Genomic DNA, 23,099 nt, shown 5'->3' with positions numbered 1-23,099 from the left:
CCCGCCACTGACAACCGGGTCGGATCAGCGGTTCTGCGGGGTCCGAGAGCGGCGGTGCGCGAGGTCGCGGCCGGCGCGGACGGGGGCGCGGCGGGGGTGCGGGACGAGGGCGCCGGCCGGGACGCCGGGCTTGTGCTCGACGGGGGTCCGGGCGGGCTTCCCCATGACCATCAGCGGGTCGAACATCACGACGACGCCGGCCAGCAGGAGGAAGGCGAGGGGGCCGATCATCATGGGCGCCAGCAGGGACGCGGCCGACACGCCGTCGGTGGTCGCGTCCGTGCCGTGGACGTGGACGGTGAGGGCGGCCATGCCCGTGTAGTGCATGCCGGTGACGGCGAGTCCCATGACGAGGCTCGCGCCCACGCTCCAGAGGAAGCCGCGGACCTGACCGGCCGCCCAGAGGGCGCTGATCGCCGCGACGACCGCAATGACGACGGAGACGGCGACCGTGAAGGTGTTGTATTCGAGCTTTCCGTTGAGGCGCATGCTCGCCATGCCCAGGTAGTGCATCGAGGCGATGCCCAGGCCGGTGAGGGTGCCGCCGGTGAACAGCGCGGTTCCCCTGGCTCCCTTGTAGCCGACGATGAAGATCCCGACGCCCACCATGAAGATGGCGACGGCGAGGCTCGCGAAGGTCATCGGTCGGTCGTAGTGGACCGGTGTCTGGCGGACGGAGAACCCGATCATCGCGACGAAGTGCATCGTCCATATGCCGGAACCGATGGCCACCGATCCGAGGGCGAGCCAGCCGGGGCGCCAGGACTGGGCGACGCGCATAGATCTGGTGGTGCAGCGCAGGCCGAGGGCGCCGCCGAGGCACGCCATGAGGTAGGCCACCAGCGGTGTGACGAGTCCGTAGCTGAATCCGTCGACCGTGCCCTGCATGCGCAGTTACCCTTCCGCCCTGTTCCGTCCCGGAATTCCTGAAACGCGCCCAGCCCCGGGACCGCGGGAACGGTCAGGGTCGACGCAGAGAGTATGACCCCCACCGGAATGGTCGAACGATTTTCCGGCAAACAAACACGGCCCTGCCCCAGTTGTGCGGCACCGGTGAGCGGACTTGGGCAACTCCATCCATTCTGTGTCCATCCTGTACCCCACGGGTAGTGACGTTCCGCTGTCATTCTTGAGCTGTATGTGATCGCTCGATGCGAGGAGTACGCATGCACCTGCGCGCAGTTGCCGCCTCGACCACCGCGCTCCTGGGGGCCGCCGCCCTTCTGCTCCCCTCCCCCGTCGCCCGGGCCGGTGACACGGCCCAGGGGCCCACCGTGGTCGCCCACCGGGGAGCGTCCTCCTATGCGCCCGAGAACACCCTGGCCTCCATCGACAAGGCGGCCGGGCTCGGCTTCCGGTGGGTGGAGAACGACGTCCAGCGCACCAAGGACGGCGAACTCGTCGTCATCCACGACGACAGCCTGAAGCGCACCACCGACGTCCAGAAGGTGTTCCCTCATCGGGCCCCCTGGAAGGTGAAGGACTTCACCGCCGCCGAGATCGCGCGCCTCGACGCGGGAAGCTGGTTCGGTCCCGCGTTCACAGGCACGCGCGTGCCCACCCTCACGCAGTACATGCGCGAGGTGGAGCACAACGACCAGAGCCTGCTCCTGGAGATCAAGAACCCTGAGCTGTACCCGGGCATCGAGCAGCAGACCCTCAAGCTCCTGGGCAACGAGGGGTGGCTGGACGAGAACCACCTGGACGACCGGCTGATCGTGCAGAGCTTCAGCGCGGACAGCATCCGCATCGTGCACGACCTGAAGCCCGCCATCAGGACCGCCTTCCTGGGCACCCCCGCCGTGTCGGCCCTGAACACGTACGCCGCCTACACCGACCTGATCAACCCGTCGTACGGATCGATCTCCCTGGGCTACGTCTCCGCCGTGCACGGGCACAATGGTCCGCATGGCCGTCCGATGGAGGTGTACGCCTGGACCGTCGACGACGCGCCCACGGCCTGGAAGGTCACCGGGTACGGCGTGGACGGGCTCATCACGAACAAGCCGGACGTGGTGCGGTCCGCGCTGTACGGGTTCTGAGGCCGCTCGCGGGGCGTTGTCAGTGCCGGGTCGTACGGTGAACGCATGGACAGCCATGGGCAGAACGAGCAGCGGGTCGTGTGGACCGTCGTCGGCACCGACATCGGTCCGCTGCTGCTCGCCGCGACACAGGACGGCCTGGTCAACGTCGTGTTCCACGCCACGGACGCGGTGCGCGACAAGACCCTCGACCGACTGGCGTCCCGGCTGGGCACCGAGCCGGTCGAGGCCCCCGACTCCCCGCTGTTGGCCGAGCCGATACGTCAGGTCGAGGCCTACTTCGCCGGCGACCGGCACGATTTCGACCTGCCGCTCGACTGGTCCCTGATCTCCGGCTTCAACCGGCAGGTGCTGCGCGAGCTGGCGTCCGGCGTGCGGTACGGCGCGGTCGTCGGGTACGGCGATCTGGCCGGGCGGGTCGGACAGCCGGGCGCGGCCCAGGCGGTCGGGGTGGCGATGGGGTCCAACCCGCTGCCGATCGTCGTGCCGTGCCACCGGGTCGTCGAGAGCGACGGCGGCATCGGCGGGTTCGGAGGCGGCCTGGAGACGAAGCGGAAACTGCTGGCGCTGGAGGGGGTGCTGCCCGAGCCGCTGTTCTGAGCGCTCGGGCGGGCAAGGGACCAGGGGGAGGTCACATTGGTGAGGACTGACTTCACGCGCGCGTGCGGGCTCGGCGGCCCCGGACGGACACCGTGACCGCGGTCGAGGGGCGGGGTGCGATGCCCGTCACCGCGGAGCGGCTGCCCGCGTTGCGGCGCCGGGTGTCCGGGGTGCTGATCACGACGCAGATCCTGGGCGGCCTCGGGGTCGCGACCGGGGTCGCGCTGTCCGCCGTACTGGCCAAGCAGGTCAGCGGGACCGAGTCGCTGTCCGGGCTGGCGCCCACGGCGACCGTGACGGGCACGGCGGTGCTGTCGATGCCGTTCGCGGCGCTGATGACGGCGCGTGGCCGGCGTCCAGGGCTGGTCCTCGGGTATCTCGTCGGGGCGCTGGGAGCCGGGATCGTGGTGCTCGCGGCGAGCATCGGGAGCTTTCCGCTGCTGCTGTGCGGCATGGCCGCCTTCGGGGCCGCCTCCTCGGCGAATCTGCAGTCCCGGTTCGCCGCCGCCGACCTGGCCGAGCCGGAGCAGCGGGCCCGGGCCATCTCCCATGTCGTGTGGGCGACGACCATAGGGGCGGTCCTCGGACCCAACATCGCCGCGCCCGCGGGCCGTAGCGTCGTCGAGCTCGGGATACCCGCGGCGGCCGGGCCCTTTCTGTGGGCGGGTGCGATCTTCCTGGTCGCCGCGGTCGTGGTCGCCGTGCTGCTGCGGCCCGATCCGTTGCTGACGGCGCGGGCGCTCGCGCCGGACGAGGACCGGTCGCCGGCCGCGCGGTCGTTGCGGGCCGGGTTCGCGGCGGTGATGACCTCGCCGCGGGCGCGGCTGGCGCTGGTGACGGTAGCCGTGTCGCACACGGCGATGGTGTCGGTGATGGCGATGACCCCGGTCGAGCTGGGGCACCACGGGGCAGGCATCGATCTGATCGGGCTGGTGATCAGCGGGCACATCGCGGGGATGTACGCGTTCTCGCCGCTGATGGGGAGACTCTCCGACCGGGTCGGGCGGCTGTCCGGGATAGGGCTCGCGGTGGGGCTGCTGGCCTGCGCCGCGTTCCTCGCCGGTACGGCGGGCGGGAGTCACGGGCGGATCGCCCTGGGCCTGTTCGTGCTGGGCCTGGGCTGGTCGGCGGGGCTCGTCTCCGGCTCCGCGCTGCTCACGGACTCGGTGCCGCAGCCCGCGCGTGCCGCCGCGCAGGGGCTGTCGGACCTCACGATGAACACCTCGGCGGGCATCGGCGGCGCGGTGGCCGGGCTGGTGGTCGCGGAGGCGAGCTACGGCTGGCTGAACCTCACGGCCGCCGGCCTGCTGATACCCCTGGCCGCGCTGGCCCTGTTCACCCGCTCCCGGAAGATCCCGGTTTCCGATGTCCCGCGAAGGGTGGCCGGGAGGCCGAGCCGGTAGCAGACTCCGCCGTGCGCGCGCACAGCCACTGGCATCCGGGGGATCGGAGCCGAAGGGACGGCGAACACGCATGAGTGGAAGCGGAAACAGGGCAGTCGCGTATCTCAAGCCGGGAGCGGTCGAGGTCAGGACCATCGACTACCCGACGCTTGAACTGCAGGACGGGCCGGGAGTCGCACCCGCCAACGTCGGCCGCAAGGCCCGGCATGGTGTGATCCTGAAGGTGCTCGCCAGCAACATCTGCGGCAGCGACCAGCACATGGTGCGCGGCCGGACGACCGCGCCCGAGGGACTGGTCCTCGGACACGAGATCACCGGAGAGGTCGTCGAACGGGGTCCGGACGTCGAGTTCGTCGACGTGGGCGACATCGTCTCCGTACCGTTCAACATCGCCTGCGGGCGGTGCCGCAACTGCAAGGAACGCAAGACGGGCATCTGCCTGAACGTCAACCCGGCCCGCCCCGGGGCGGCTTACGGCTATGTCGACATGGGCGGCTGGGTCGGCGGTCAGGCCGAGTACGCCATGGTCCCGTACGCGGACTTCAACCTGCTGAGGTTCCCGGACCGGGACGAGGCACGCGAGAAGCTCCTCGATCTGACGATGCTGTCGGACATCTTCCCGACCGGTTTCCACGGCGCGGTCACCGCGGGCGCCGGGGTCGGGTCCACGGTGTACGTCGCCGGGGCCGGTCCGGTCGGGCTGGCGGCGGCCGCGTCGGCGCAGCTCCTGGGCGCAGCGGTCGTCATCGTCGGCGACCTGAACGCCGAACGCCTCGGCCAGGCAAGGAGTTTCGGCTGCGAGACCGTCGACGTCTCACGCGGCGACATCGGGGAGCAGATCGCCGAGATCCTCGGCGAGCCCGAGGTGGACGCCGCGGTCGACGCGGTCGGCTTCGAGGCACGGGCGCACGGCCCGGACGCCCAGGAGGCGCCGGCGACGGTCCTCAACTCGCTGATGGGCATCACGCGCGCGGGCGGTGCCCTGGGCATCCCCGGGCTGTACGTCACCGCCGACCCCGGCGGGGTCGACGAGGACGCGAAGAGCGGCACCCTGAAGGTGCGGCTCGGCCTCGGGTGGGCCAAGAGTCACGCGTTCACGACTGGTCAGTGCCCGGTGATGACGTACCACCGGAGTCTGATGATGGCGATCCTGCACGAGCGCGTGCACATCGCCAAGGCCGTCAACGCGACACCGATCAGCCTGGAGGACGCGCCGCGCGGCTACGCCGAGTTCGACCAGGGCGCCAGCCGCAAGTACGTGCTCGATCCGCACGGCACGCTGTCGGGCGTGAGCCCGGTCTGACGCACGGAGAGCGGGGGCCACGCACGCGTGGCCCCCTTTTTCCACGTCGGGTGCCGGTGGTGTCTCCCACAGCCCACGGGGGTTTGACCGGGCGCCGCGCCCGCCAGGGATGAGGGAAGACCGAACGACAGGAGGCGCGTGGTGCTGGTGGTGTCCGAGGAAGTACGCGAGGCGATCGACGCGCGTCGACCCGTGGTGGCCCTGGAGTCGACGATCATCGCGCACGGGCTGCCGCGCCCGCGCAATCTGCGGGTGGCGCTCGAACTGGAGGACGCGGTACGGCAGGAGGGCGCCGTCCCCGCGACGATCGCCGTGCTGGACGGGCGGCCCCATGTCGGCCTGGACAAGGAGCAGTTGGAGCGGGTGGCCAACGAGGACGGCATCCGCAAGCTGGGCCACCGCGACCTGCCGCTCGCCGTGGCGGCCGGGGCCAGCGGGGCGACCACGGTGTCGGCCACGGCGCTGCTGGCGGCGCGGGCGGGCATCCGGGTGTTCGCGACCGGCGGCCTCGGCGGGGTGCACCGGGAGTGGACGGTGACGCAGGACGAGTCCGCCGACCTGGGCCTGCTGGCGTCCACCCGGATCACGGTCGTGTGCGCGGGCGTGAAGTCGATCCTCGACGTGCCGGCGACCCTGCAGCGCCTGGAGACGCTGGGCGTGGCGGTCGCCGGGTACGGCACGGACCGCTTCCCCGGTTTCTACCTCTCCGACTCCGGTTACCCGGTGGACTGGACCCTGGAGACCCCCGAGCAGGTCGCGGACGTGATGCGGGCCCAGGACGCGCTGGACGCCCCGGAGTCGACGCTGATCGTCGCCAACCCGGTGCCCGAGGACGAGCAGTTGGACCCCGCGCTGCACGCGCGTGTGCTCGCCGACGCGCTGCACGCGTGCGAGGCGGAGGGCATCACCGGCCAGGCGGTCACTCCGTTCCTGCTCGGCTACCTGGTGGAGCACACCGACGGTGCCTCCCTGTCCGCCAACCTGGCGGCCGTACGCGGCAACGTACGGCTGGCGGGGCGGATCGCGGCGGCCTGGGCCGAGGCGTGACGACGGGGCCGAACGGCGCCCTCCTGGTCGTGGGCGACGTCGTCACGGACGTCGTCGCCCGGCACCGGGGCCCGCTCGCCCCGGGCACCGACACCGCCGCCACGATCCGTACCGTGCCGGGCGGCGCGGGCGCCAACGTGGCCTGCTGGGCGGCTCATTGGGGCTGCGCGGACGTACGGCTGCTCGGCCGCGTGGGCGAGGACGCGGCGGCGTGGCACGAGCGGGAGCTGATCGCGTCCGGGGTACGGCCCCGTCTCGTCGTCGACCCGGAGGCGGCCACGGGGACGGTGATCTGCCTGGTCGACACGGGGGCGTCGGCCGAGCGGACGTTCCTCACCGACAGCGGCGCGTCCCTGCGGCTCGATCCCGGCGACTGGTCGGACACGCTGCTCGACGGCGTCGTACGGCTGCATCTGTCGGGGTATCTGCTGTTCTCGGAGCCGAGCCGGGCGCTGGTGGCGGCGGCGATGGAATCGGCACGCGCGCGTGGGGTGCCGGTGAGTCTGGATCCGGCGTCGGCGGGGTTCCTGACGGAGCTGGGTGTGGACCGTTTCCTCGCACTCGTCGAGGGGCTGGACGTCCTGCTCCCGAGCCGGGACGAGGCGTGTCTGCTGACGGGCCTGCCCGATCCGGTGGACGCGACGGCCAAGTTGAGCCGTCATGTCCCCCTGGTGGTCACCAAGCAGGGCGCGGAAGGAGCCCTCGTGGCCCACTCCGGCACGGTCCACGCACGCGTACCCGCCGAACCGGCCACACCCCGGGACACCACCGGCGCCGGGGACGCCTTCACGGGGGCGTTCCTCGCCATGCTGCTGACGGGCGCCGAACCGGAGGAGGCCGCACGGGAGGGGTGCCGGGCGGGAGCCCAGGCGGTGGAACGGGTGGGAGGCCGGCCGGGGGCGTAGGAGGGACAGGCTGCTGGTGCTTCGGGAGTGGACGGTGGCGCGGGACACCGGATCCGCAGCCCGCGCTCACCCTCACGGCAGCCGTCTCCCCACCCGGCGTCAACTCCCGCTCCCCGCCTACGCCTTCCGCCCCCACGCCGAGATCATCGGGGCCGTCGCGAGGTCCATCGAACCGGAGGCGACGTTGGCGAGGTGGCGGTCGATGTCCTCGTCCGTGGCCAGGCCCGCGGTGACGAGTTGGTCGCGGATCTGGCGGACCGTCGCGGACTCGAGCGCGGCGCAGGCCGGTGAGGTGACCGGGAAGTACGCGTCGGCCTCCACACGGCGCAGGCCGGCCTCGCGGAGCAGGCGTGGGAGCCGGCGGCCGTAGGAGAGGTCGGCGCCGCGGGCGGCGAGGAGTTCGCGGAAGCCGTGCCGGAGACGGTTCGCGAGTTGCTGCTCGGGGCCGTGTTCGTCGGGGCAGAGCAGGGGCTGGAGGGCGGGGTCTGCGTCCTCGATCAGGAGACGGCCGCCGGAGCGCAGGGACGCGATCATCGAGTGCAACGCCCGTTCCCGGTCCGGGACATGGACGAGTACAAGACGGGCGTGCACGAGGTCGAAGCCCTCCCCCGGCGGTTCCTCGACGCCGACGTCGTGGACGCGCACCTCGATCGGCGGGCGGGCGGCCGAGGCGACCTGGGAGGTGTCGATGTCGGTCGCGAGGACCTTCCCGGTCGGGCCGACCTTCTTGGCCAGCCAGGACACCACCGAGGTGCCGCCGACGCCGACCTCCCAGACGCGCCAGCCGGGTCCGACGCCGAACCCCTCCAGGTGCCGGAACGTGGTGGGGTCGAAGAGCGTGGCGAAGGCGTCGAAGCGCTGTCCCGCCTCGGACTGCCGGTTGTCGAGGAGATACCCGTCGGATCGCGTCATGCCGCGATCATCCCAGTTGCCCCGCTTGTCGGAAGGGGGCGACGCTCCGGTTGTCGGGAGGGGCGAACTCCGGTCGCGGCGGGGGCACGGCTCCGGTCCGCGGCCCCTTGCCACGACCGTGCACCGGTTCGTCCACGGCTCATCCACAGGCGGGAACAAAGCGGAGGATTCCGTTCCCACAGGCTTGCCCGCGGCTCACGCGGGCCTGGCAAACTGGCACGCCAAGGCGCAGAAATGCGATGCGAGGGGATCCACGCAAGGAGATCCGGATGTCCATGGCAGGGAATCTTCGGAAGGTCACGGGCCTGGGCAGGGTCGGGGGCCTCCGCAAGGTGGCACGGCTGGCCCGGCGGCACCCGCGGGTCGACCTGAGCCACCACGCCCGGTCACCGCTGGGCTCCTCGGTGGTGAAGTGCGTCACGTATCAGGAGGGCGTCCGCGTCCCCGTCGCCGGCGATCTGGTCGACACCGTCGAGCGGGTGCGCAAGAAGGAGGACGGCTTCGTCTGGCTCGGCCTGCACGAGCCGACGAACGAGGAGTTCGCGGGCATCGCCGAGCTCTTCGACCTGCACCCGCTGGCGGTCGAGGACGCGGTCGAGGCACATCAGCGCCCGAAGGTGGAGCGCTACGGCGAGACGCTGTTCGCGGTGTTCAAGACGGTCTGCTACGTCGAGCACGAGAAGCTGACGGCGACGAGCGAGGTGGTCGACACCGGCGAGATCATGGTGTTCATCGGCACCGACTTCGTCATCACCGTGCGGCACGGACGGCACGGCTCACTGGGGCCGCTGCGTGAGGAGTTGGAGTCGAACCCGGGGCAGCTCGCCAAGGGCCCGGCCGCGGTGCTGCACGCGATCGCGGACCATGTGGTCGACGACTATCTGAGCGTCACGGACTCGGTGCAGGCGGACATCGACCAGGTGGAGACCGACGTGTTCGCGGAGAACGGCGCGCGGACCGACCCGGGCCGTATCTACCAGCTCAAGCGTGAACTCCTGGAGCTGAAGCGGGCGGTCGTCCCGCTCGGCCGACCGCTGGAGGAGCTGGCGACCCGGCCGATGCGGGTCATCGGACCGGAGATACAGGCCTACTTCCGGGACGTCTCCGACCATCTGCTGCGCGCGAAGGAGCAGATCGCGTCCTTCGACGAACTGCTCAACTCGATCCTGCAGGCGCACCTCGCGCAGGTGACGGTCGCGCAGAACGAGGACATGCGGAAGATCACGGCCTGGGCCGCGGTGATCGCCGTGCCGACGATGGTGTGCGGTGTGTACGGCATGAACTTCGACCACATGCCGGAGCTGCACTGGCGGTTCGGCTACCCCCTGGTGATCGGCGTGATAACCGTGGCGTGTCTGGCGCTGTACCGGGGCTTCCGGCGCAACGGCTGGCTCTGAGCGGCAGCCGTTGGACCGGAGCCGTCCGATGGTTCAGCGCATGCCGCTGCGGGCGTAGACGCTCTCGACCCAGCCTGCGAGTTGTTCCTCCGTCAGATGCTGGGCGAGGTCGGCCTCGCTGATCATGCCGACGAGGCGTTTGTTGTCGATGACGGGGAGCCGGCGGATCTGGTGTCCCTGCATCTCCTGGAGCACCTCGCCGACATCGGCGCCGGCATCGATCCAGCGGGGGGTGCCCTGGGCCATCTCGCCGGCGGTGATCCTGGCCGGGTCATGGCCCATGGCCACACAGCCGACGACGATGTCCCGGTCGGTGAGGATGCCGCAGAGGCGTTCGTTCTCGTCGCTGATGGGCAGGGCTCCGACGCCCAGTTCGCGCATCAGCTGGGCGGCGCGGTCCAGGGTTTCATGGGCGGGGATCCACTGGGCGCCCCGGTGCATGATGTCTCCGGCGGTGGTCATGAAGTACCTCCCGGTGCCGGACGGCCGGCGCGGCACAGAACGTTCCGCTAGTCCCGGCGCCCTACATTCTCGCCGCGCGACGGGACGGACGCACCTGGACGGTCCCGACTTTCGGTGCGCGGGCGCACTCCGGACCACCACGGATCACCCTGTTCACCCTGTTCACCCGCGATGGACCCGCTGCGCGCCGGTTCACCCGCCCCACGCCGGATGACGGGGGTCGTCGGCGCGGACCAGGACGTCCGCCGTGCCGGCCGGGTCGGTCTCGTCCTCGTAGCGCTCGAAGGCGGGGAGGGTCCAGTGCTCGGGTTCGGGGGTGCGGCGGCGCAGGGCGCCGGGTGAGAGGAGGACGTGGACGCTCAGGTCGAAGGGGAACCAGTGTCGAAGGAGGAGGGGGCCGTGGAGCAACAGGACGGCACCGGGCGGGAGTTGGACGTAGGGGCTGCGGGTGGCGCGGTCGGCGACCGGGTCCCACAGGTCGGGCAGGACGCGGCCGTCGCCGTCCGGTTCGAGCGGGCCGAAGACCTCGCGCCACAGGGCGCCGGTGTCGAACCAGCCGTCGTAGTACGCCTCGACGTCCTGACGTCCGTACTCCAGGCGCAGCGAGGCCGGGCGCAGGAAGCCCTCGGTGCCGACGACGAGCGAGGGGCGGCCGCGGACGCGCAGCGCTTCCGCGACGCGTTCGGCGAGGTCGCCGGGGCGGGCCGCCGGGGCGCCGTCGAGGGCGACGCGCGGCCAGGGGCTGCAGTCGGCCGGCTTCAGGTCGAGCAGGCGCTCGGCGAGGAGGTCGCCGAGCCGGTCCCAGGTGATCGCTTCCAGTCGCACAGGGCCCATGATGCGTCAGGCCGCGATCAGGGTGCGTCGGGCCGGTGGTCGCGACGGGCCGCGAGGAGGTGTGGGAGGTGGGTCTCGCTCCAGGCGCGGGCCGCGTCGAGGAGCGGGACGAGGCTGCGGCCGAGCGGGGTGAGGGCGTACTCGACGCGCGGCGGGTTCTCGTCGTACGCGGTCCTGGTCAGCAGGCCGTCGCGCTGCATGGCGCGCAGGGTCTCGCTGAGGACCTTGGGGGTGACCGCCTTGAGGGGTGTGCGGAGTTCGGTGAAGCGGCGCGGGCCGCCTTCGAGGCAGCGGACGACCATGCCGGTCCACTTGTCGCCGACGCGGAAGGGCATCGCGGAGGAGGGGCAGACGGGGTCGAACATGTCGGGGTCGAGCGGGTCCCGGAGAGCGGGGTCAGGTGGTTCCTGCCGTGCGGCGTCCGTCGCGTCGGTCATGTGCCGAGGCTAGCGCCGGTTCCGTTGAAGTAACCGGGAGTCTGCTGCCTAACGTGCAGGTCGGGCGGCGAACAGCGCTGCCGGACAAGGGAGTTGAGCATGAGTCGGATCGTGGTCCTCGGGGCCGGCGGCCGAGCGGGGCGGGCCGTGACGGCGGAGGCGCTCGGGCGCGGGCACGGGGTGACCGCCGTGGTGCGGGACCCGGCGCGGTACCCGGACCTCGCGGCGCCGGGTGTCTCGGTCGTGCGGGGCGATGTGACCGATGCCGGTTCGGTGCGGGAGGCCGCGGGCGGGGCGGTCGCCGGCGTGCACGCGGTGTCGCCGTTCAGCGGGCCAGAGCAGGGGTTCGACGCGCTCGATCCCGAGTTCTTCGTCAAGGCGGCGGACGCGTTGCTGGCGGGGCTGGCCGGGGCGGGGGTGCGGCGGCTCGTCGCGGTCGGGCTGTTCGCGGACCTCCTCGGGGCGGACGGGCGGCCGGTGATGGACGATCCGTCGGCGTTCCCGCCGGAGATACGGCCGTTCGCGCTGGCCCACACGGCAGGGCTGCGGCGCCTGCGGGAGGCGGGCGGGAGTGAGGTGGACTGGGTGATGCTCACCCCTGGTGGCGGGCTGGACCAGGACGCCCCGCGCACCGGGCGCCACCGCCTCGGCGACGAGCGGGTGCCGGAGGGTGCGCCCGGGTTGTCGTACGCGGACTTGGCGGTGGCGGTGCTCGACGAGATCGAGACGCCGACCCGCCATCGGACGCGGGTGTCGGTGTTCGTGCCGCGTGACATACGGAGCGCGGAGGAAAGGGGGATGGAGGAGGGAGGGGCGGACGAAAGAGGGGCGGAGGAGGGATAGGAGAGAGGCGCACAGCGGAAGGGAATGCTTCTCGTATGGCTGGCACGGCACGCAGGGCTCGTTCGACACCGCTCGCGACTCCACCTCTGCCTCCACCTCTGCCTCCGCCTCCATCCCCGCCTCCGCCAACTCCCCATGGGCTTCTGGTGGTTCAGCCGCTGCGGAAGCGGCACTGTGCCGGGTGCCGACGGGGACCGTTGCCGTTGCTGGTCGTCGAGGGCGGTGTACCGCGGTGTCTCGACTGCGTGGATCTCGGGCATCTGGTGTTCCTGCCGCGCGGCGACACGGCGTTGACGCGCAGGGCGCGGGAGGAGAGCGCGCTGTCGGCGGTGGTGGTGCGGTTCGACCGGCGCCGGGGCCGGTACGAGCGGCAGGGCGTCCTCGTCGAGGAGTCCGGACTCGCCCGGGCCGAGGAGCGGTGCCTCGCGGATGCGGAGGCACGCCGGCGGCGCCGGGTGCGGGACGCGGGGCGGCGGGCGGCGGAGGACGTGCGGTTCGCGGAGGCGTTCGCGGCGCGGATACGGCAGCTTTTCCCCGGTTGCCCCGAGGACCGGGCCCGGGCAATCGCCGCGCATGCCTCGGTGCGGGGCAGCGGGCGGGTGGGGCGGAGTGCGGCGGGGCGAACCTTGTCCGAGGGTGCGGTGGTCTCGGCTGTGGTGGCATCCGTACGGCATGTGGACACGCCCTACGACCAGTTGCTGATGGATGGGGTGCCACGACATGAGGCGAGGCGGCGGATCACGGTGGGGGTGGAGGCCGTGTTGCGGAAGTGGCGGACGGACGGGGTCCAGGCCGACCCGGCGGCGGGAAGGGAAGTGGATGCCGGGTGAGAAGGAGACCGGTGAAGGCCCCGGCGTCCCGACACACCGCCCAACCTTCGTCCCGCCCGACCATCACGCCACCCAACATCCACACCACCCGACCACCACACCACCCTCCCCCCACCCCCAGGCCACCCCCTGGACGCTCGCGCATGCCCCGGCGATTCTCGGCCATGGTGGGTCGGCCGGGGGCGGTCTTGACTTGTCTCTGTGATGGGTGATGGGCAGGATCTCGGCTCTACGGGCGGGAGTTGATGTCGGCATGATCGGTGAGCCGTATGTGACGTTGACGGTTCTGGGGGTGCTCGCGACCGGGGTGATGGCCGGGGTGTTCTGTGCCTTCTCCGTGCTGGTCATGCGGGGGCTGGCCGGGCTGCCGCCCGCGCAGGGGGTCGCGGCGATGAACGCGATCAACACGGCGGCGATGACGCCCGCCTTCATGCTGCTGTTCGCGGGTTCCGCGGTGGTGTGCGCGGTGATCGCGGTGGTGACGTTCGTGCTGTGGCCGGATCAGGGGACCGTCGAACTGCTGCTGGGCAGCGCGCTGTATCTGTTCGGCGCGTTCGGGCTGACCCTCGTCGCGAACGTGCCCCGCAACGAGGCGCTGCTGAAGCTGGACCCGGGAACGCCGGAGGCCGCCGCGTACTGGCCGTCGTACATGCGCGAGTGGACGATGTGGAATCACGTCCGCGCGGTCGCCTCGGCCGCCGCCGCGCTGGTGTACATGCTGGCTCTCACCTGAGAGAAACCGCATGATCACCTGAGCGCGCGCTGGTGAGACCCCGCGGAAGCCCGGGAGAAAGCCGTCTCGCCCACTCTGCGCGCCCGGCCGATGGGCCTTATCGTGGCTGAAAGAGTGCCGCCCGATGACGCACGGCCTGTCGTACGCGGACGCGAGGAAGACGGCCATGGCCGATCCCAAGGGATTTATGACCACTCCGCGCGAGGAGTGGCCCCGCAGGCCCGTCGAGCAGCGGGTGCGGGACTGGGACGAGGTGTACGTCCCCGGCGCGCTGCTGCCGATCGTGACGAGGCAGGCGGACCGGTGCATGGACTGCGGTGTGCCGTTCTGCCACGACGCCTGCCCGCTCGGCAATCTGATCCCCGAGTGGAACGACCTCGTCTCGCGCGAGGACTGGCGCGCGGCGAGCGACCGGCTGCACGCGACGAACAACTTCCCCGAGTTCACCGGGCGGTTGTGTCCGGCACCGTGCGAGGCGGGGTGCGTGCTCGCCATCAACCAGCCCGCCGTCACCATCAAGAACGTCGAGGTGGCCATCGCGGATCGCGCGTGGACCGACGGTTTCGCGCCACCTCGGCCACCGGACCGGTTGTCCGGGCGGACGGTCGCGGTGATCGGTTCCGGGCCCACCGGGCTCGCCGCGGCACAGCAGTTGACGCGCGCCGGGCACACGGTCGCGGTGTACGAGCGGGACGACCGGCTCGGCGGCCTGATGCGGTACGGCATCCCCGCGTTCAAGATGGAGAAGCGGCATCTGGAGCGGCGGCTCGACCAGATGCGGGCCGAGGGCACCAAGTTCCGTACGTCGACGAGGGTCGGGCGGGACATCGGGGCGGCGGCACTGCGGGCGCGCTACGACGCGGTGGTGATCGCCACGGGTGCGACGGCGTGGCGTGAACTGGACGTGCCGGGGCGGGAGTTGACCGGTATCCACCAGGCGATGGAGTACCTGCCGCTGGCCAACCGGGTGTGCGAGGGCGACCTGGCGGCCTCTCCCCTGTCCGCCGCCGGGAAGCATGTCGTGATCGTGGGCGGCGGTGACACGGGGGCCGACTGCCTCGGCACGGCGGTGCGTGAAGGGGCCGCGTCCGTCACGCAGTTGGACATCTACGCCCAGCCGGACGCCGACCGCGACGAGGACGTGGAGCCCTGGCCGACGTACCCGAAGATCTACCGGCTGTCGGCCGCGCACGAGGAGGCGCGGGACCTGGAGACGGCGCCGTCGGCACACGCGGACGCACGGCTGTTCGCCGCGTCGACGCTGCGCTTCGAAGGGGACGAGGACGGGCACGTACGGTCCCTGCATCTGGTCGAAGTCGACGCACAGCGGCGCCCGTTGGACGGTTCCGGGCGCAGCCTCCCCGCCGATCTCGTGCTGCTCGCGCTCGGCTTCTCCGGGCCCGACCGGGAGGACGGGCTGATCGACCAGCTGGGGCTGGCGATGGCCCCGCGCGGCACGGTCACCCGGGACGCGGACTTCGCGACGAGTGCGCGCGGGGTGTTCGTCGCGGGGGACGCGGCGCGCGGGCAGTCGTTGATCGTGTGGGCGATCGCGGAGGGGCGGGCGGTGGCGGCGGCCGTCGACCGCTATCTGACCGGGAGTTCCCAACTCCCCGCGCCCATCGGGCCGTACGACCGCCCGATGACCGTGTGAGGAAGGCGCGGCGAGGTGTCGCTGCTGCCGGATGAGCAGGTGTACGTCCGTCCTCGCCCCTGCGGAGGAGGCGGGGCGTACTGCGCCGGTACGAGGCGCCGGGTGCGGTCTCCTTCCGGCTCACGAAATCCGTCGGCGACGGACCGGAAAGTGGCGTCCGACCGACCTGTGGGCCAACGGCGGTGGGACCATCGGGGTAGGAGGCGAGCCGTCGTCGGCCCGGAGTGGGGCCGGATGCGGCGCGCCCCCGTCCTTCGTTCCGCCGTCAGGCGCAGGGCCACCCCCGCGCGTCCCCCCTGTTGGCGGTCGGTCCTGGAGGGTGTCGATGACGACGCTCGACGAACGTCATGACGGGGACGCGCGGGAGACGGAGAGGGCGTACCGTCCGGCCGCCACCGTCCCCCTCGGTCAACTCACGCCGGAACAGGGCAGGTTCGCCGGTTCCAAGGCGGCGAACCTCGCCCGCGCGGCCCGCGCCGGACTGCCCGTGCTGCCCGGTTTCGTGATTCCCGAGGGCGCGAGCGAGGACACGGCCGGTCTACGACATGCCTGGCAGGACCTCTCCGACTCGGGCGCGCTGCCCCTCGTCGTACGGTCCTCCTCGCCGCAGGAGGACACCCAACAGTCGTCCCTAGCAGGGCAGTTCGCCTCCGTGCTCGATGTGCTCGGGTGGCCGGACTTCCGTACGGCGGTACGGACCGTGCGTGACTCGGCGCACCGGCCCGACGGGTCCGTCGCGCCGATGGCGGTGCTGGTGCAGCCGATGCTGAGGGCCCGGGTCGGCGGGGTGCTGTTCGGTGCCGACCCCGTCGAGGGGCGTGCCGACCGGATGCTGGTGAGTGCGGTGCGCGGCGGCCCGGACCGGCTGGTCAGCGGTGAACAGGCCGGTACCAACTACTGGTTGAACCGCCGGGGACGCCTGCTGCGCACCGAGCCGCCGACCGCCGAGGCACTGCTCACCCCCTCCGAACTACGACAGCTGGCCCGGCTCGCGCGCCGGGCACGGCAGGTGTTCGGAGGGCCGCAGGACATCGAGTTCGGGTTCACCGGGGGTGAAGTCGGGGGCGGGCGGCTGTGGTTGTTCCAGAGCCGTCCGATCACCGCGATGGCCGTGCGTCCGGCGCGGGGGGCGCGGCTGCTCGGTCCGGGTCCGGTCGCGGAGACCCTGCCGGACCAACTCCAGCCCCTGGAGGAGGACTTGTGGATCACGCCGATGGCCCGCGGGCTGACCGCCGCACTCGACATCGCGGGCAGTGCACCGCGCCGCCTGCTGCGGACAGTACCGGTGGTCACGACGGTCGGCGGCTGGGCCGCGGCCGACCTACGGCTGCTCGGGGCGGCCCCGCCGAGACACCGGTGGCCGGCCCTCCTCAACCCGGCACCAGGAGCGCGACGACTCGGCGCGGCCTGGCGGGTCGGCCGACTCACCGCTGCGCTACCGGGGTTGGCCGCGGACCTCGTGGCCGACGTCGACCGCGGCCTCGCCCAAGTCCCGGCCCCCGCCGAACTCCCCGGCCCCGACCTGGCCGCCCAAATCCGCTGGACCCGCGCCACCTTGGCCTCCCTGCATGCCCAAGAGGCCCTCGCGGGAGCCCTGTTGCACGTACCGCCCACCTCCCGCACGGCGGCGGGCGCGGCCCTCACCGCCCTCACGGAGACACGGGCCCTCGGCATCCCGGACGAGCAGGCGGCCGCCGTCGCGCCGACCGTGCTGGCTCTCACGGCGCCGAGTCTGCGGGGGCGGGGGCACCTGCCTCAGAAGCCGACACCGGGGTCCGCACTCACGCAGGAGAAGGTCCGCAACGGCCCCTTCCCGTCGCCGAACAACCCCTCGCCGAGCCCCACTTCGCTGAAGAACCCCTCGCCAACCCTCACCTCCCCGAGCCACCCCTCCCCCGCATTCACTCCCCGCACCCCCTCCCTCCCACCCCGGGAATCCCTCCGCCTCCGCATCCGCTGGGTCCAGGAGCTGCAGGTACGCCTCGTACGAGAGGCCGCGCGCCGACTCGGTCCGGACGGTGACCGCGTAGAGCTGCTGCGCTGGCCGGAGTTGGCCGCCGTGCTCGACGGCGGGCCGCTGCCGGCCGACCTCCCCGCCCGCGTGCCGCAGCCCGAGTCGCCACCCCTGCCGGACGCCTTCCGGCTCGCGGACGGCGCGGTGGTCGCGGAGCGCACCGACACCAGCACCGGCACCGGCACCAGCACCAGCACCGACAGCAAAGGACGCGGCAACGGCGTGTCCGGTGGTCGGGCCGTCGGGACCGTCTGGGACGGGACCGGGCCGCGCCCCTCCGACGCCGTGCTCGTCGTCCGTACCCTCGACCCCGCCCTCGCCCCGCACCTGCCCGGACTCGCCGCGCTGGTCGCCCAGACCGGCAGCCCGCTGTCCCATCTCGCCGTGCTGGCACGGGAGTTCGGGGTGCCTGCCGTGGTCGGCGCGGCGGACGCCGTACGGCGCTATCCGCCCGGGTCGCGGATCGCCGTCGACGGCGCCACCGGTGACGTACGGACGGGGGACGCGCGATGAGGCGGATCGCGTACGTCTTCGGGAGCCTGGCCGCCGCCGGCGCGGGGACCTACCTCCTCATCTACCTGTACCGCTGGCAGTGGCAGCGCGCCATCCTGTGCGGAATCCTGCTGCTGGTCGTCGAAGTCATGCTGCTCGGCATCGTGTTGCTCGCCCGGCTCACCCGGATCGAGGAGCGGGTGAAGGAAAGCGACGCCAGACAGCGGGAGTTGGCCTCACGTCAGGACGACGTGCTGGCCCGGCTGCGGCAGACGTCCGGTGAGCACGAGCGCGCGCGTTTCCGGTGGCTGGAGGACACCACCGACCGTACCTACGTCTTCGTGCCCGTCCTCATGGTCACCGGGGTGCTGCTGTCCGGGCTCGCCTGGGTGGTGCAGCGGGTCGCCGCCGCGACCGGGCGTCCGGCCGAACGGCGGCTCGCGGGACGCCTGGCCGTCCTCGGAGCACCCGAACCGGGCGCGGTGCTGGGCGAGTTGGAGGACCGGCCCGCATTGGCCCGGCACACCAGGGGCCGCGTCGCCCGCACGGCCGTCGTGAGTGTCGTCGGGGCCGCGCTGCTGGCCGCGCTCGTCGTCGGGCTCGCCGATCTCACACAGACCCGGGAGCAGAGCGCGAGCGGCTCGGAGGCGACCTCGGTGCTCGTCCAGGTCGATGTGCGGGGCGGGGACATGACCGCCGAACGGCAGGCCCTCGCCGCCCAGCAGGTCTGGGAACGCTGCCGGGACTCCACCTCCGTACCGCTGAACCAATCCGCGCTCGGCAGCCTCGGCGACGGCATGTTCGCCGGGGTCGTACGGCCCGCGCTCGCCGAGCACGACCGGATGCGGCTGCGCGGCTGTCTGGAGGACGCGGCCCTCGACCGCGCCCACCTCACGGTGATGGGCATGGGTGACACGGACGCGGACGACGACTGACCCGGACGCGCAATCCGGACGTACGATGCCAAGGCGCCCCCGTCCCCGAGCACCCCGGGCCGCCCATGGCAACCGTTCTCACGCCCTCGCCCCGACTCCCCCTGCCCAGACGCGCGATGAGGCTGCTCCTCGTCGTCGCCCTCGGCTATGTCGCCCTGTGGGCCACCGGCGCGCTCGGCGTCCTCGCGCTCTCGTACTGGGCGCGCGAGGAGACCCCGGCGCCGCCGGGGACCCGTACCGTGCAGGGCATCCATCACTTCCAACCCGTGGACACCGAGGGGCGGTTGTGGCGCGGGGCCGCTCCCTCCCCCGGTGGCTACCGGGAGTTGGCCCGCCTCGGCTTCACCACGGTCGTGGATCTGCGGGCGGAGGACCTGACACCGGCGCAGCTCGCCGGACCGCGCAGGGCCGGGCTGGACGTCGTACGACTGCCCATTCGGGACGGGCAGACGCCGACTGCCGTGCAGGTACAGCGGTTTCTGGAGGTCGTCGCGTCGGCCGCCGGGCCGGTGTTCGTGCACTGCGGTGCGGGGGTGGGCCGTACGGGGACGATGGCGGCGGCGTATCTCGTGCGGACCGGGGAGGCGTCGTCGGCTCGGGCGGTCCGGCGGAATCTCGCCGTCGGACCGCCGTCGATCGAGCAGATCTACTACGCGTTGAGCCTCGGCCCGGGCCCGGGCCGGCCGGAGCAGCCGCCGTTGCCGGTGGTCGCCGTCAGCCGGCTGGTGGACGCGCCACGACGCATGCTGTCGTGGTTCTGAGGCCCGGCACCTGAGGGGGTCAGGGCTTGCGGCCCACCGCCCCGTAGCCGGGAATCGTGCCGTCGTCCTGCCCCGGCACCACATCGCCCAGCTCGGGATGCCACCGGTCGACCACCGCCACGCCGGGCTCGACCAGGTCGAGGCCGTCGAAGAAGCGGGCGAAGCCGGTGCGGGAGCGGAGGGTCAGGGTGATGCCCGCCGCCGTGAGTTTCTCGACCGCCGCCGTCGACTCCTCCGGGGTGAAGTCGGCGGTGGCGTGGGTCATCATCAGGTAGCTGCCGCTGGGGAGTTGGGACAGCAGACCGTCGACCAGCTCGTGCGCGCCGTCCTCGTCGGGGACGAAGTGCAGCAGCGCGACGAGGGACAGGGCGACGGGCCGGGTGAGGTCGAGGACCGCCCGCGCGCCCTCGATGACGGCGTCGGGCTCGCGCACGTCGGCCCGCAGATACGTGGTCGCACCCTCGGGTGTGCCGCGCAGCAGGGCCGCGGAGTGGGCGAGCACGACCGGGTCGTTGTCGCAGTAGACGACCCGCGCTTCGGGCGCGATGCCCTGGGCGACCTGGTGCAGGTTCGGCTCGGTCGGGATGCCCGTGCCGATGTCCAGGAACTGCCGTATGCCGTTTTCGGTGAGCCAGCGGGTGGCCCGGTGCATGAACGCGCGGTTGACACGTGCCATGACCGGGACCCTCGGGTCGAGGGCGAGCATCTGGCGGCCCATCTCCGCGTCGACGGGGTAGTTGGCCCCGCCGCCGAGATACCAGTCGTACATCCGGGCGGGGTGGGGCCTGGTGGTGTCGATCTCGTCGGACTTGCCGGTGGGCCGCACGGTCATGGCGTGCTCCGTAAGCTCTTACTGCAACATGTGATCAAGTCAGTACCAAATTAAGGAGGTTCGGTAAGGAAAAAGCATTCAGCACAGGCCGGTCAGGAGAGCAGGAAATCCGCCTCGCCCGCTTTCGCCCCCTCGATGAAGGCCGTCATCTCGTCGGTCGTGTAGATCAGGGCCGGCCCGTCCGGGTCGGTGGACTGACGGACGGCGATCCGGCCGTCGGCGAGCTTCATCGCCTCCAGGCAGTTGCCGCCGTTGCCGCCGCTCCACGGCTTGTGCCAGCCTTCGCTTCCCAAGTCCCGCGCGGGCATTCCGTTGTAGACGCTCATACGCGGCTTGATGCGATCCATTCACAGCTCCTTGCGGAGATCCCTGAGGATCTCCTTCGTGCGATGTGCCGTAGCGGCCTGCGCCGCCATGCGGTCCATGACCTCGAGATGGGTCGCCACCTCTTCGCGCGCGTCCAGATAGACGGCGCCGGTCAGGTACTCGCTGTAGACCATGTCCGGCAGTTCTGACATGGCAAATCGGAACAGCACGAAGGGCCCGTACGTGCCTGGGTGCGGCCCCGAGGAGAACGGGGCGACCTGCAGGGTCACGTTGGGCAGCTTCGTGGCGTCGAGCAGTTTGTCGATCTGGGCTCGCATCACCTCCGGACCGCCGACCGGGCGGCGCAGGGCGGTCTCGTCCATGACGACCCAGAAGCGGGGCGCGTCGGGGCGGGTCAGCAGGTCCTGGCGCTGCATGCGCAGCGCGACATGGCGCTCGATGTCGTCGGGATCGGTCTGGCCGATGGCACCGGACTTCAGCACTCCGCGCGCGTACTCCTCGGTCTGCATCAGCCCGGGCACGAAGTGCGGTTCGTACGACCGGATGAGCGCGGCCGCGCCCTCCAGGCTGACGTGCATCGAGAACCAGCCGGGCAGGATGTCGTGGAAGCGCTGCCACCAGCCGGGCCGGTTGGCCTCCTCGGCGAGCTGGACGAAGGCCTCGGCCTCCTCGTCGGAGACGCCGTAGGACTTCAGGAGGAGCTGGAGGTAGGGGATCTTGAGAGAGACCTCCGCCATCTCCATGCGGCGGACCGTGGCGGGGGCGACACGGAGGACGCGGGCGGCCTCCTCGCGCTTGAGCCCCGCGCGTTCCCGCAGGTCCAGCAGGCGCCGGCCGAGGACGACCTGGCCGACCGTCGGTGCGGACCGCGGCTCGCTCACGCTCCACCTCCACGAATGAGTGACGAGTTACCGAGTGAGTGACGAGCCGAGTGCCGCGTCACGAGTGCCGAGTACTGCGCGATGAGTGCCAAGTGCTGCGTGATGGGTTGAGTACGGACAGCCATGCGTCCGTACAGCCCGGTGAAAGGGTTCTCCCGACCCGACGAACCGATCCCGGCCCGACGCGACGATTCTGGCGAACCGATCCCGGCGAACCGAATCCTGACAGCCCTGCGGCGCCATTCGAAGACTCATTCGAAGATCGGGACAGACCTTCGGAGATCCCAACTGGCGCCGCGCGACTTTCTGTTGCGAGCAGTGTGCCACGACCGTCCAGACCGTCATACGGCACTCTGCATTTTTCATAGTGACACTTGCCAAGTGTTCACGGCGGGGCGATAGTGGCAAGCGTGATTCCGTCCGCGCCCTTAGGAACAGACGCCGCCGCAGGCCGCCTCGGTCTCGGTGCCGCCGCGGGAGCCGTCCCTGGTGGGGCCGCTGCCGAGCGCCGGTTCCGGTTCGAGCTGGCCGCACATCCGGGTTCCCCGGCCCAGGCGAGACGCCTGACGCGGGCCCGGCTGTCCGGCTGGTCCGTGTGCGAGGACACCTGCGACACGGCGGTACTCGTCGTCTCCGAGCTGGTCACCAACGCGATCGTGCACACCGCGAGCAGCCACATAGTCTGCGAGCTGCACGATGGCGACGACCTGGTGCGGATAGCCGTCCGTGACGAGGGCTGTGCTCCCGGCGAGCCTCATCCGTCCCCGCAGCGGCCTGATGAGGAGCACGGGAGGGGACTGCTTCTCATAGACGGGCTGTGCCGGGCCTGGGGTGCCCAGGAACACGGACCCGGCCTGCTGGTCTGGGCCGACCTGCCGCGGCAGGCGGACCCGGCGGCGCACGGCCACCACCCGGCCTCCGGCCTCGACAGTTCCGTACCGCGCAACGACCTGGGTTGGGGCGCACGACCCAAGCCGGGTCCGTCAGGCGGTTCGGGCGACGAGGACGAGGAGACGGCACACTTCGGTGCCTTCGAGGATCTGGGCGTATTTCCGGGGCGGGGGCATGGGGGTGCCTCCGGCAGCGGGCATGGGGGTGCCGGCGAACTCGGAGACCTGGATCTCGACGGCTTCGGAGGCCGGGAACACGAAACCGGGGGCGGTCTCGGGAACGGGACCGCCCCTGGGGTTCGGGGCGGGTTCGAGGACGAGGACGTCCACGGGACGCGGGGCGACTTCGGAAGCCAGGATGTTCACGGAACCCGGGGCGGCCTCGGCAACGGGGACGTCACCGGGACGCGGGGCCAGGAGCCCTCAGGACGTTTCGGGGCGCTCGGCCTCGGCGCGGGCGCGGGCCTTGACATCGCTGTCGGCCACGAGGCCGTCGCGGGTCACTTCAGGGGCCTGGGTCACCAGGACGCCGGCGACCTGCCGGACTCGGCGGAGACCGGGGAGT

At 71.8% G+C, this 23,099-nt stretch carries 22 protein-coding genes and 1 pseudogene; 15 read left to right on the top strand and 8 right to left on the bottom strand.

Annotation, left to right across the window (positions count from 1 at the left end; genetic code table 11):
* Positions 1–24: 24 nt before the first annotated feature.
* Positions 25–888, bottom strand: a complete 864-nt coding sequence (locus OHT77_RS33355) for an MHYT domain-containing protein (protein WP_328832138.1) — start codon at positions 886–888, stop codon at positions 25–27.
* 278 nt (positions 889–1,166) lie between these two features.
* On the opposite strand from OHT77_RS33355, the gene OHT77_RS33350 reads away from it, so the two are divergent.
* The 6 genes from OHT77_RS33350 to OHT77_RS33325 all read left to right on the top strand — a co-directional run bounded on the left by OHT77_RS33350 (position 1,167) and on the right by OHT77_RS33325 (position 7,300).
* The gene (locus OHT77_RS33350; RefSeq protein WP_328832137.1) at positions 1,167–2,042 is read left to right on the top strand and encodes a glycerophosphodiester phosphodiesterase; all 876 of its coding nucleotides are present in this window, start codon (positions 1,167–1,169) and stop codon (positions 2,040–2,042) included.
* 45 nt (positions 2,043–2,087) lie between these two features.
* Positions 2,088–2,642 (top strand): methylated-DNA--[protein]-cysteine S-methyltransferase, encoded by a 555-nt coding sequence (locus OHT77_RS33345; protein WP_328832136.1) that lies wholly within the window; start codon positions 2,088–2,090, stop codon positions 2,640–2,642.
* A gap of 119 nt (positions 2,643–2,761) precedes the next feature.
* On the top strand, positions 2,762–4,045 hold the full coding sequence (locus tag OHT77_RS33340; RefSeq protein WP_328832135.1) for an MFS transporter: 1,284 nt from the start codon (positions 2,762–2,764) through the stop codon (positions 4,043–4,045).
* 70 nt (positions 4,046–4,115) lie between these two features.
* Positions 4,116–5,348 (top strand): formaldehyde dehydrogenase, glutathione-independent, encoded by a 1,233-nt coding sequence (gene fdhA, locus OHT77_RS33335; protein ID WP_328832134.1) that lies wholly within the window; start codon positions 4,116–4,118, stop codon positions 5,346–5,348.
* Between the two features lie 138 nt (positions 5,349–5,486).
* The gene (locus OHT77_RS33330; protein ID WP_328832133.1) at positions 5,487–6,395 is read left to right on the top strand and encodes a pseudouridine-5'-phosphate glycosidase; all 909 of its coding nucleotides are present in this window, start codon (positions 5,487–5,489) and stop codon (positions 6,393–6,395) included.
* Positions 6,392–7,300 carry a carbohydrate kinase family protein gene (locus OHT77_RS33325; RefSeq protein ID WP_328832132.1) on the top strand — a complete coding sequence of 303 codons (909 nt, stop codon included), beginning with the start codon at positions 6,392–6,394 and terminating at the stop codon, positions 7,298–7,300. Before OHT77_RS33330 ends, OHT77_RS33325 begins: the two co-directional genes overlap by 4 nt.
* A gap of 117 nt (positions 7,301–7,417) precedes the next feature.
* On the opposite strand, the gene OHT77_RS33320 is transcribed toward OHT77_RS33325, so the two are convergent.
* Entirely contained in the window at positions 7,418–8,212 is a 795-nt protein-coding gene (locus OHT77_RS33320; protein ID WP_328832130.1) for a methyltransferase domain-containing protein, read from the bottom strand.
* Between the two features lie 269 nt (positions 8,213–8,481).
* Between OHT77_RS33320 and corA the strand changes: the two genes are divergently transcribed.
* Complete coding sequence (gene corA, locus OHT77_RS33315) at positions 8,482–9,609, top strand: magnesium/cobalt transporter CorA (protein ID WP_328832129.1); 1,128 nt, start codon at positions 8,482–8,484, stop codon at positions 9,607–9,609.
* A gap of 33 nt (positions 9,610–9,642) precedes the next feature.
* On the opposite strand, the gene OHT77_RS33310 is transcribed toward corA, so the two are convergent.
* The 3 genes from OHT77_RS33310 to OHT77_RS33300 all read right to left on the bottom strand — a co-directional run bounded on the left by OHT77_RS33310 (position 9,643) and on the right by OHT77_RS33300 (position 11,342).
* The gene (locus OHT77_RS33310; protein ID WP_266767579.1) at positions 9,643–10,071 is read right to left on the bottom strand and encodes a CBS domain-containing protein; all 429 of its coding nucleotides are present in this window, start codon (positions 10,069–10,071) and stop codon (positions 9,643–9,645) included.
* Positions 10,072–10,263: 192 nt separating this feature from the next.
* Positions 10,264–10,905 (bottom strand): uridine kinase, encoded by a 642-nt coding sequence (locus OHT77_RS33305; RefSeq protein ID WP_328832128.1) that lies wholly within the window; start codon positions 10,903–10,905, stop codon positions 10,264–10,266.
* Between the two features lie 17 nt (positions 10,906–10,922).
* Positions 10,923–11,342, bottom strand: coding sequence for a winged helix-turn-helix transcriptional regulator (locus OHT77_RS33300; protein ID WP_328832127.1), 420 nt, complete (start codon positions 11,340–11,342; stop codon positions 10,923–10,925).
* A 99-nt stretch (positions 11,343–11,441) separates the two neighbouring features.
* Here OHT77_RS33300 and OHT77_RS33295 point away from each other — a divergent pair, with 99 nt between their 5' ends.
* The 7 genes from OHT77_RS33295 to OHT77_RS33265 all read left to right on the top strand — a co-directional run bounded on the left by OHT77_RS33295 (position 11,442) and on the right by OHT77_RS33265 (position 19,604).
* Positions 11,442–12,185: an NAD(P)-dependent oxidoreductase gene (locus OHT77_RS33295; RefSeq protein WP_328832125.1), complete on the top strand. Its 744-nt coding sequence runs from the start codon at positions 11,442–11,444 to the stop codon at positions 12,183–12,185.
* 35 nt (positions 12,186–12,220) lie between these two features.
* Positions 12,221–13,015: a DUF2293 domain-containing protein gene (locus OHT77_RS33290; protein WP_443048166.1), complete on the top strand. Its 795-nt coding sequence runs from the start codon at positions 12,221–12,223 to the stop codon at positions 13,013–13,015.
* A gap of 253 nt (positions 13,016–13,268) precedes the next feature.
* Complete coding sequence (locus OHT77_RS33285) at positions 13,269–13,748, top strand: anthrone oxygenase family protein (RefSeq protein WP_328832123.1); 480 nt, start codon at positions 13,269–13,271, stop codon at positions 13,746–13,748.
* 166 nt (positions 13,749–13,914) lie between these two features.
* On the top strand, positions 13,915–15,402 hold the full coding sequence (locus OHT77_RS33280) for a glutamate synthase subunit beta (protein ID WP_328834420.1): 1,488 nt from the start codon (positions 13,915–13,917) through the stop codon (positions 15,400–15,402).
* Positions 15,403–15,727: 325 nt separating this feature from the next.
* Positions 15,728–17,929 (top strand): PEP/pyruvate-binding domain-containing protein, encoded by a 2,202-nt coding sequence (locus OHT77_RS33275; RefSeq protein WP_328832122.1) that lies wholly within the window; start codon positions 15,728–15,730, stop codon positions 17,927–17,929.
* Positions 17,926–18,843: a hypothetical protein gene (locus tag OHT77_RS33270; RefSeq protein WP_328832121.1), complete on the top strand. Its 918-nt coding sequence runs from the start codon at positions 17,926–17,928 to the stop codon at positions 18,841–18,843. Before OHT77_RS33275 ends, OHT77_RS33270 begins: the two co-directional genes overlap by 4 nt.
* Before the next feature lie 65 nt (positions 18,844–18,908).
* Positions 18,909–19,604: a protein-tyrosine phosphatase family protein gene (locus OHT77_RS33265; protein WP_328832120.1), complete on the top strand. Its 696-nt coding sequence runs from the start codon at positions 18,909–18,911 to the stop codon at positions 19,602–19,604.
* A 19-nt stretch (positions 19,605–19,623) separates the two neighbouring features.
* Here OHT77_RS33265 and OHT77_RS33260 read toward each other — a convergent pair whose 3' ends face one another.
* The 3 genes from OHT77_RS33260 to OHT77_RS33250 all read right to left on the bottom strand — a co-directional run bounded on the left by OHT77_RS33260 (position 19,624) and on the right by OHT77_RS33250 (position 21,644).
* Entirely contained in the window at positions 19,624–20,436 is an 813-nt protein-coding gene (locus OHT77_RS33260; RefSeq protein ID WP_328832119.1) for an SAM-dependent methyltransferase, read from the bottom strand.
* Between the two features lie 92 nt (positions 20,437–20,528).
* Positions 20,529–20,783, bottom strand: coding sequence for a DUF397 domain-containing protein (locus OHT77_RS33255; protein ID WP_019060458.1), 255 nt, complete (start codon positions 20,781–20,783; stop codon positions 20,529–20,531).
* Entirely contained in the window at positions 20,784–21,644 is an 861-nt protein-coding gene (locus tag OHT77_RS33250) for a helix-turn-helix domain-containing protein (RefSeq protein WP_266767600.1), read from the bottom strand. It abuts the gene before it with no gap.
* A 401-nt stretch (positions 21,645–22,045) separates the two neighbouring features.
* Between OHT77_RS33250 and OHT77_RS33245 the strand changes: the two are divergent.
* Positions 22,046–22,654, top strand: a pseudogene (locus OHT77_RS33245) (ATP-binding protein); the annotation flags it as partial.
* Positions 22,655–23,099: the final 445 nt, after the last annotated feature.

It is taken from the genome of Streptomyces sp. NBC_00252, assembly GCF_036187565.1.
Classification (GTDB): domain Bacteria; phylum Actinomycetota; class Actinomycetes; order Streptomycetales; family Streptomycetaceae; genus Streptomyces.
This window is presented reverse-complemented; position numbering and strand designations above follow the sequence as displayed.

Excerpts from the sequence above, each read along its gene's own strand:
- OHT77_RS33345 (WP_328832136.1), top strand. The coding sequence starts at position 2,088 with ATGGACAGCCATGGGCAGAACGAGCAGCGGGTCGTGTGGACCGTCGTC.
- OHT77_RS33260 (WP_328832119.1), bottom strand. The coding sequence starts at position 20,436 with ATGACCGTGCGGCCCACCGGCAAGTCCGACGAGATCGACACCACCAGG.
- OHT77_RS33255 (WP_019060458.1), bottom strand. The coding sequence starts at position 20,783 with ATGGATCGCATCAAGCCGCGTATGAGCGTCTACAACGGAATGCCCGCG.
- OHT77_RS33290 (WP_443048166.1), top strand. The coding sequence starts at position 12,221 with ATGGCTGGCACGGCACGCAGGGCTCGTTCGACACCGCTCGCGACTCCA.
- OHT77_RS33355 (WP_328832138.1), bottom strand. The coding sequence starts at position 888 with ATGCAGGGCACGGTCGACGGATTCAGCTACGGACTCGTCACACCGCTG.
- OHT77_RS33275 (WP_328832122.1), top strand. The coding sequence starts at position 15,728 with ATGACGACGCTCGACGAACGTCATGACGGGGACGCGCGGGAGACGGAG.
- fdhA (WP_328832134.1), top strand. The coding sequence starts at position 4,116 with ATGAGTGGAAGCGGAAACAGGGCAGTCGCGTATCTCAAGCCGGGAGCG.
- OHT77_RS33340 (WP_328832135.1), top strand. The coding sequence starts at position 2,762 with ATGCCCGTCACCGCGGAGCGGCTGCCCGCGTTGCGGCGCCGGGTGTCC.
- OHT77_RS33265 (WP_328832120.1), top strand. The coding sequence starts at position 18,909 with ATGGCAACCGTTCTCACGCCCTCGCCCCGACTCCCCCTGCCCAGACGC.
- OHT77_RS33320 (WP_328832130.1), bottom strand. The coding sequence starts at position 8,212 with ATGACGCGATCCGACGGGTATCTCCTCGACAACCGGCAGTCCGAGGCG.
- OHT77_RS33305 (WP_328832128.1), bottom strand. The coding sequence starts at position 10,905 with ATGGGCCCTGTGCGACTGGAAGCGATCACCTGGGACCGGCTCGGCGAC.
- OHT77_RS33300 (WP_328832127.1), bottom strand. The coding sequence starts at position 11,342 with ATGACCGACGCGACGGACGCCGCACGGCAGGAACCACCTGACCCCGCT.
- OHT77_RS33270 (WP_328832121.1), top strand. The coding sequence starts at position 17,926 with ATGAGGCGGATCGCGTACGTCTTCGGGAGCCTGGCCGCCGCCGGCGCG.
- OHT77_RS33285 (WP_328832123.1), top strand. The coding sequence starts at position 13,269 with ATGATCGGTGAGCCGTATGTGACGTTGACGGTTCTGGGGGTGCTCGCG.
- OHT77_RS33350 (WP_328832137.1), top strand. The coding sequence starts at position 1,167 with ATGCACCTGCGCGCAGTTGCCGCCTCGACCACCGCGCTCCTGGGGGCC.
- OHT77_RS33310 (WP_266767579.1), bottom strand. The coding sequence starts at position 10,071 with ATGACCACCGCCGGAGACATCATGCACCGGGGCGCCCAGTGGATCCCC.
- OHT77_RS33295 (WP_328832125.1), top strand. The coding sequence starts at position 11,442 with ATGAGTCGGATCGTGGTCCTCGGGGCCGGCGGCCGAGCGGGGCGGGCC.
- corA (WP_328832129.1), top strand. The coding sequence starts at position 8,482 with ATGTCCATGGCAGGGAATCTTCGGAAGGTCACGGGCCTGGGCAGGGTC.
- OHT77_RS33280 (WP_328834420.1), top strand. The coding sequence starts at position 13,915 with ATGGCCGATCCCAAGGGATTTATGACCACTCCGCGCGAGGAGTGGCCC.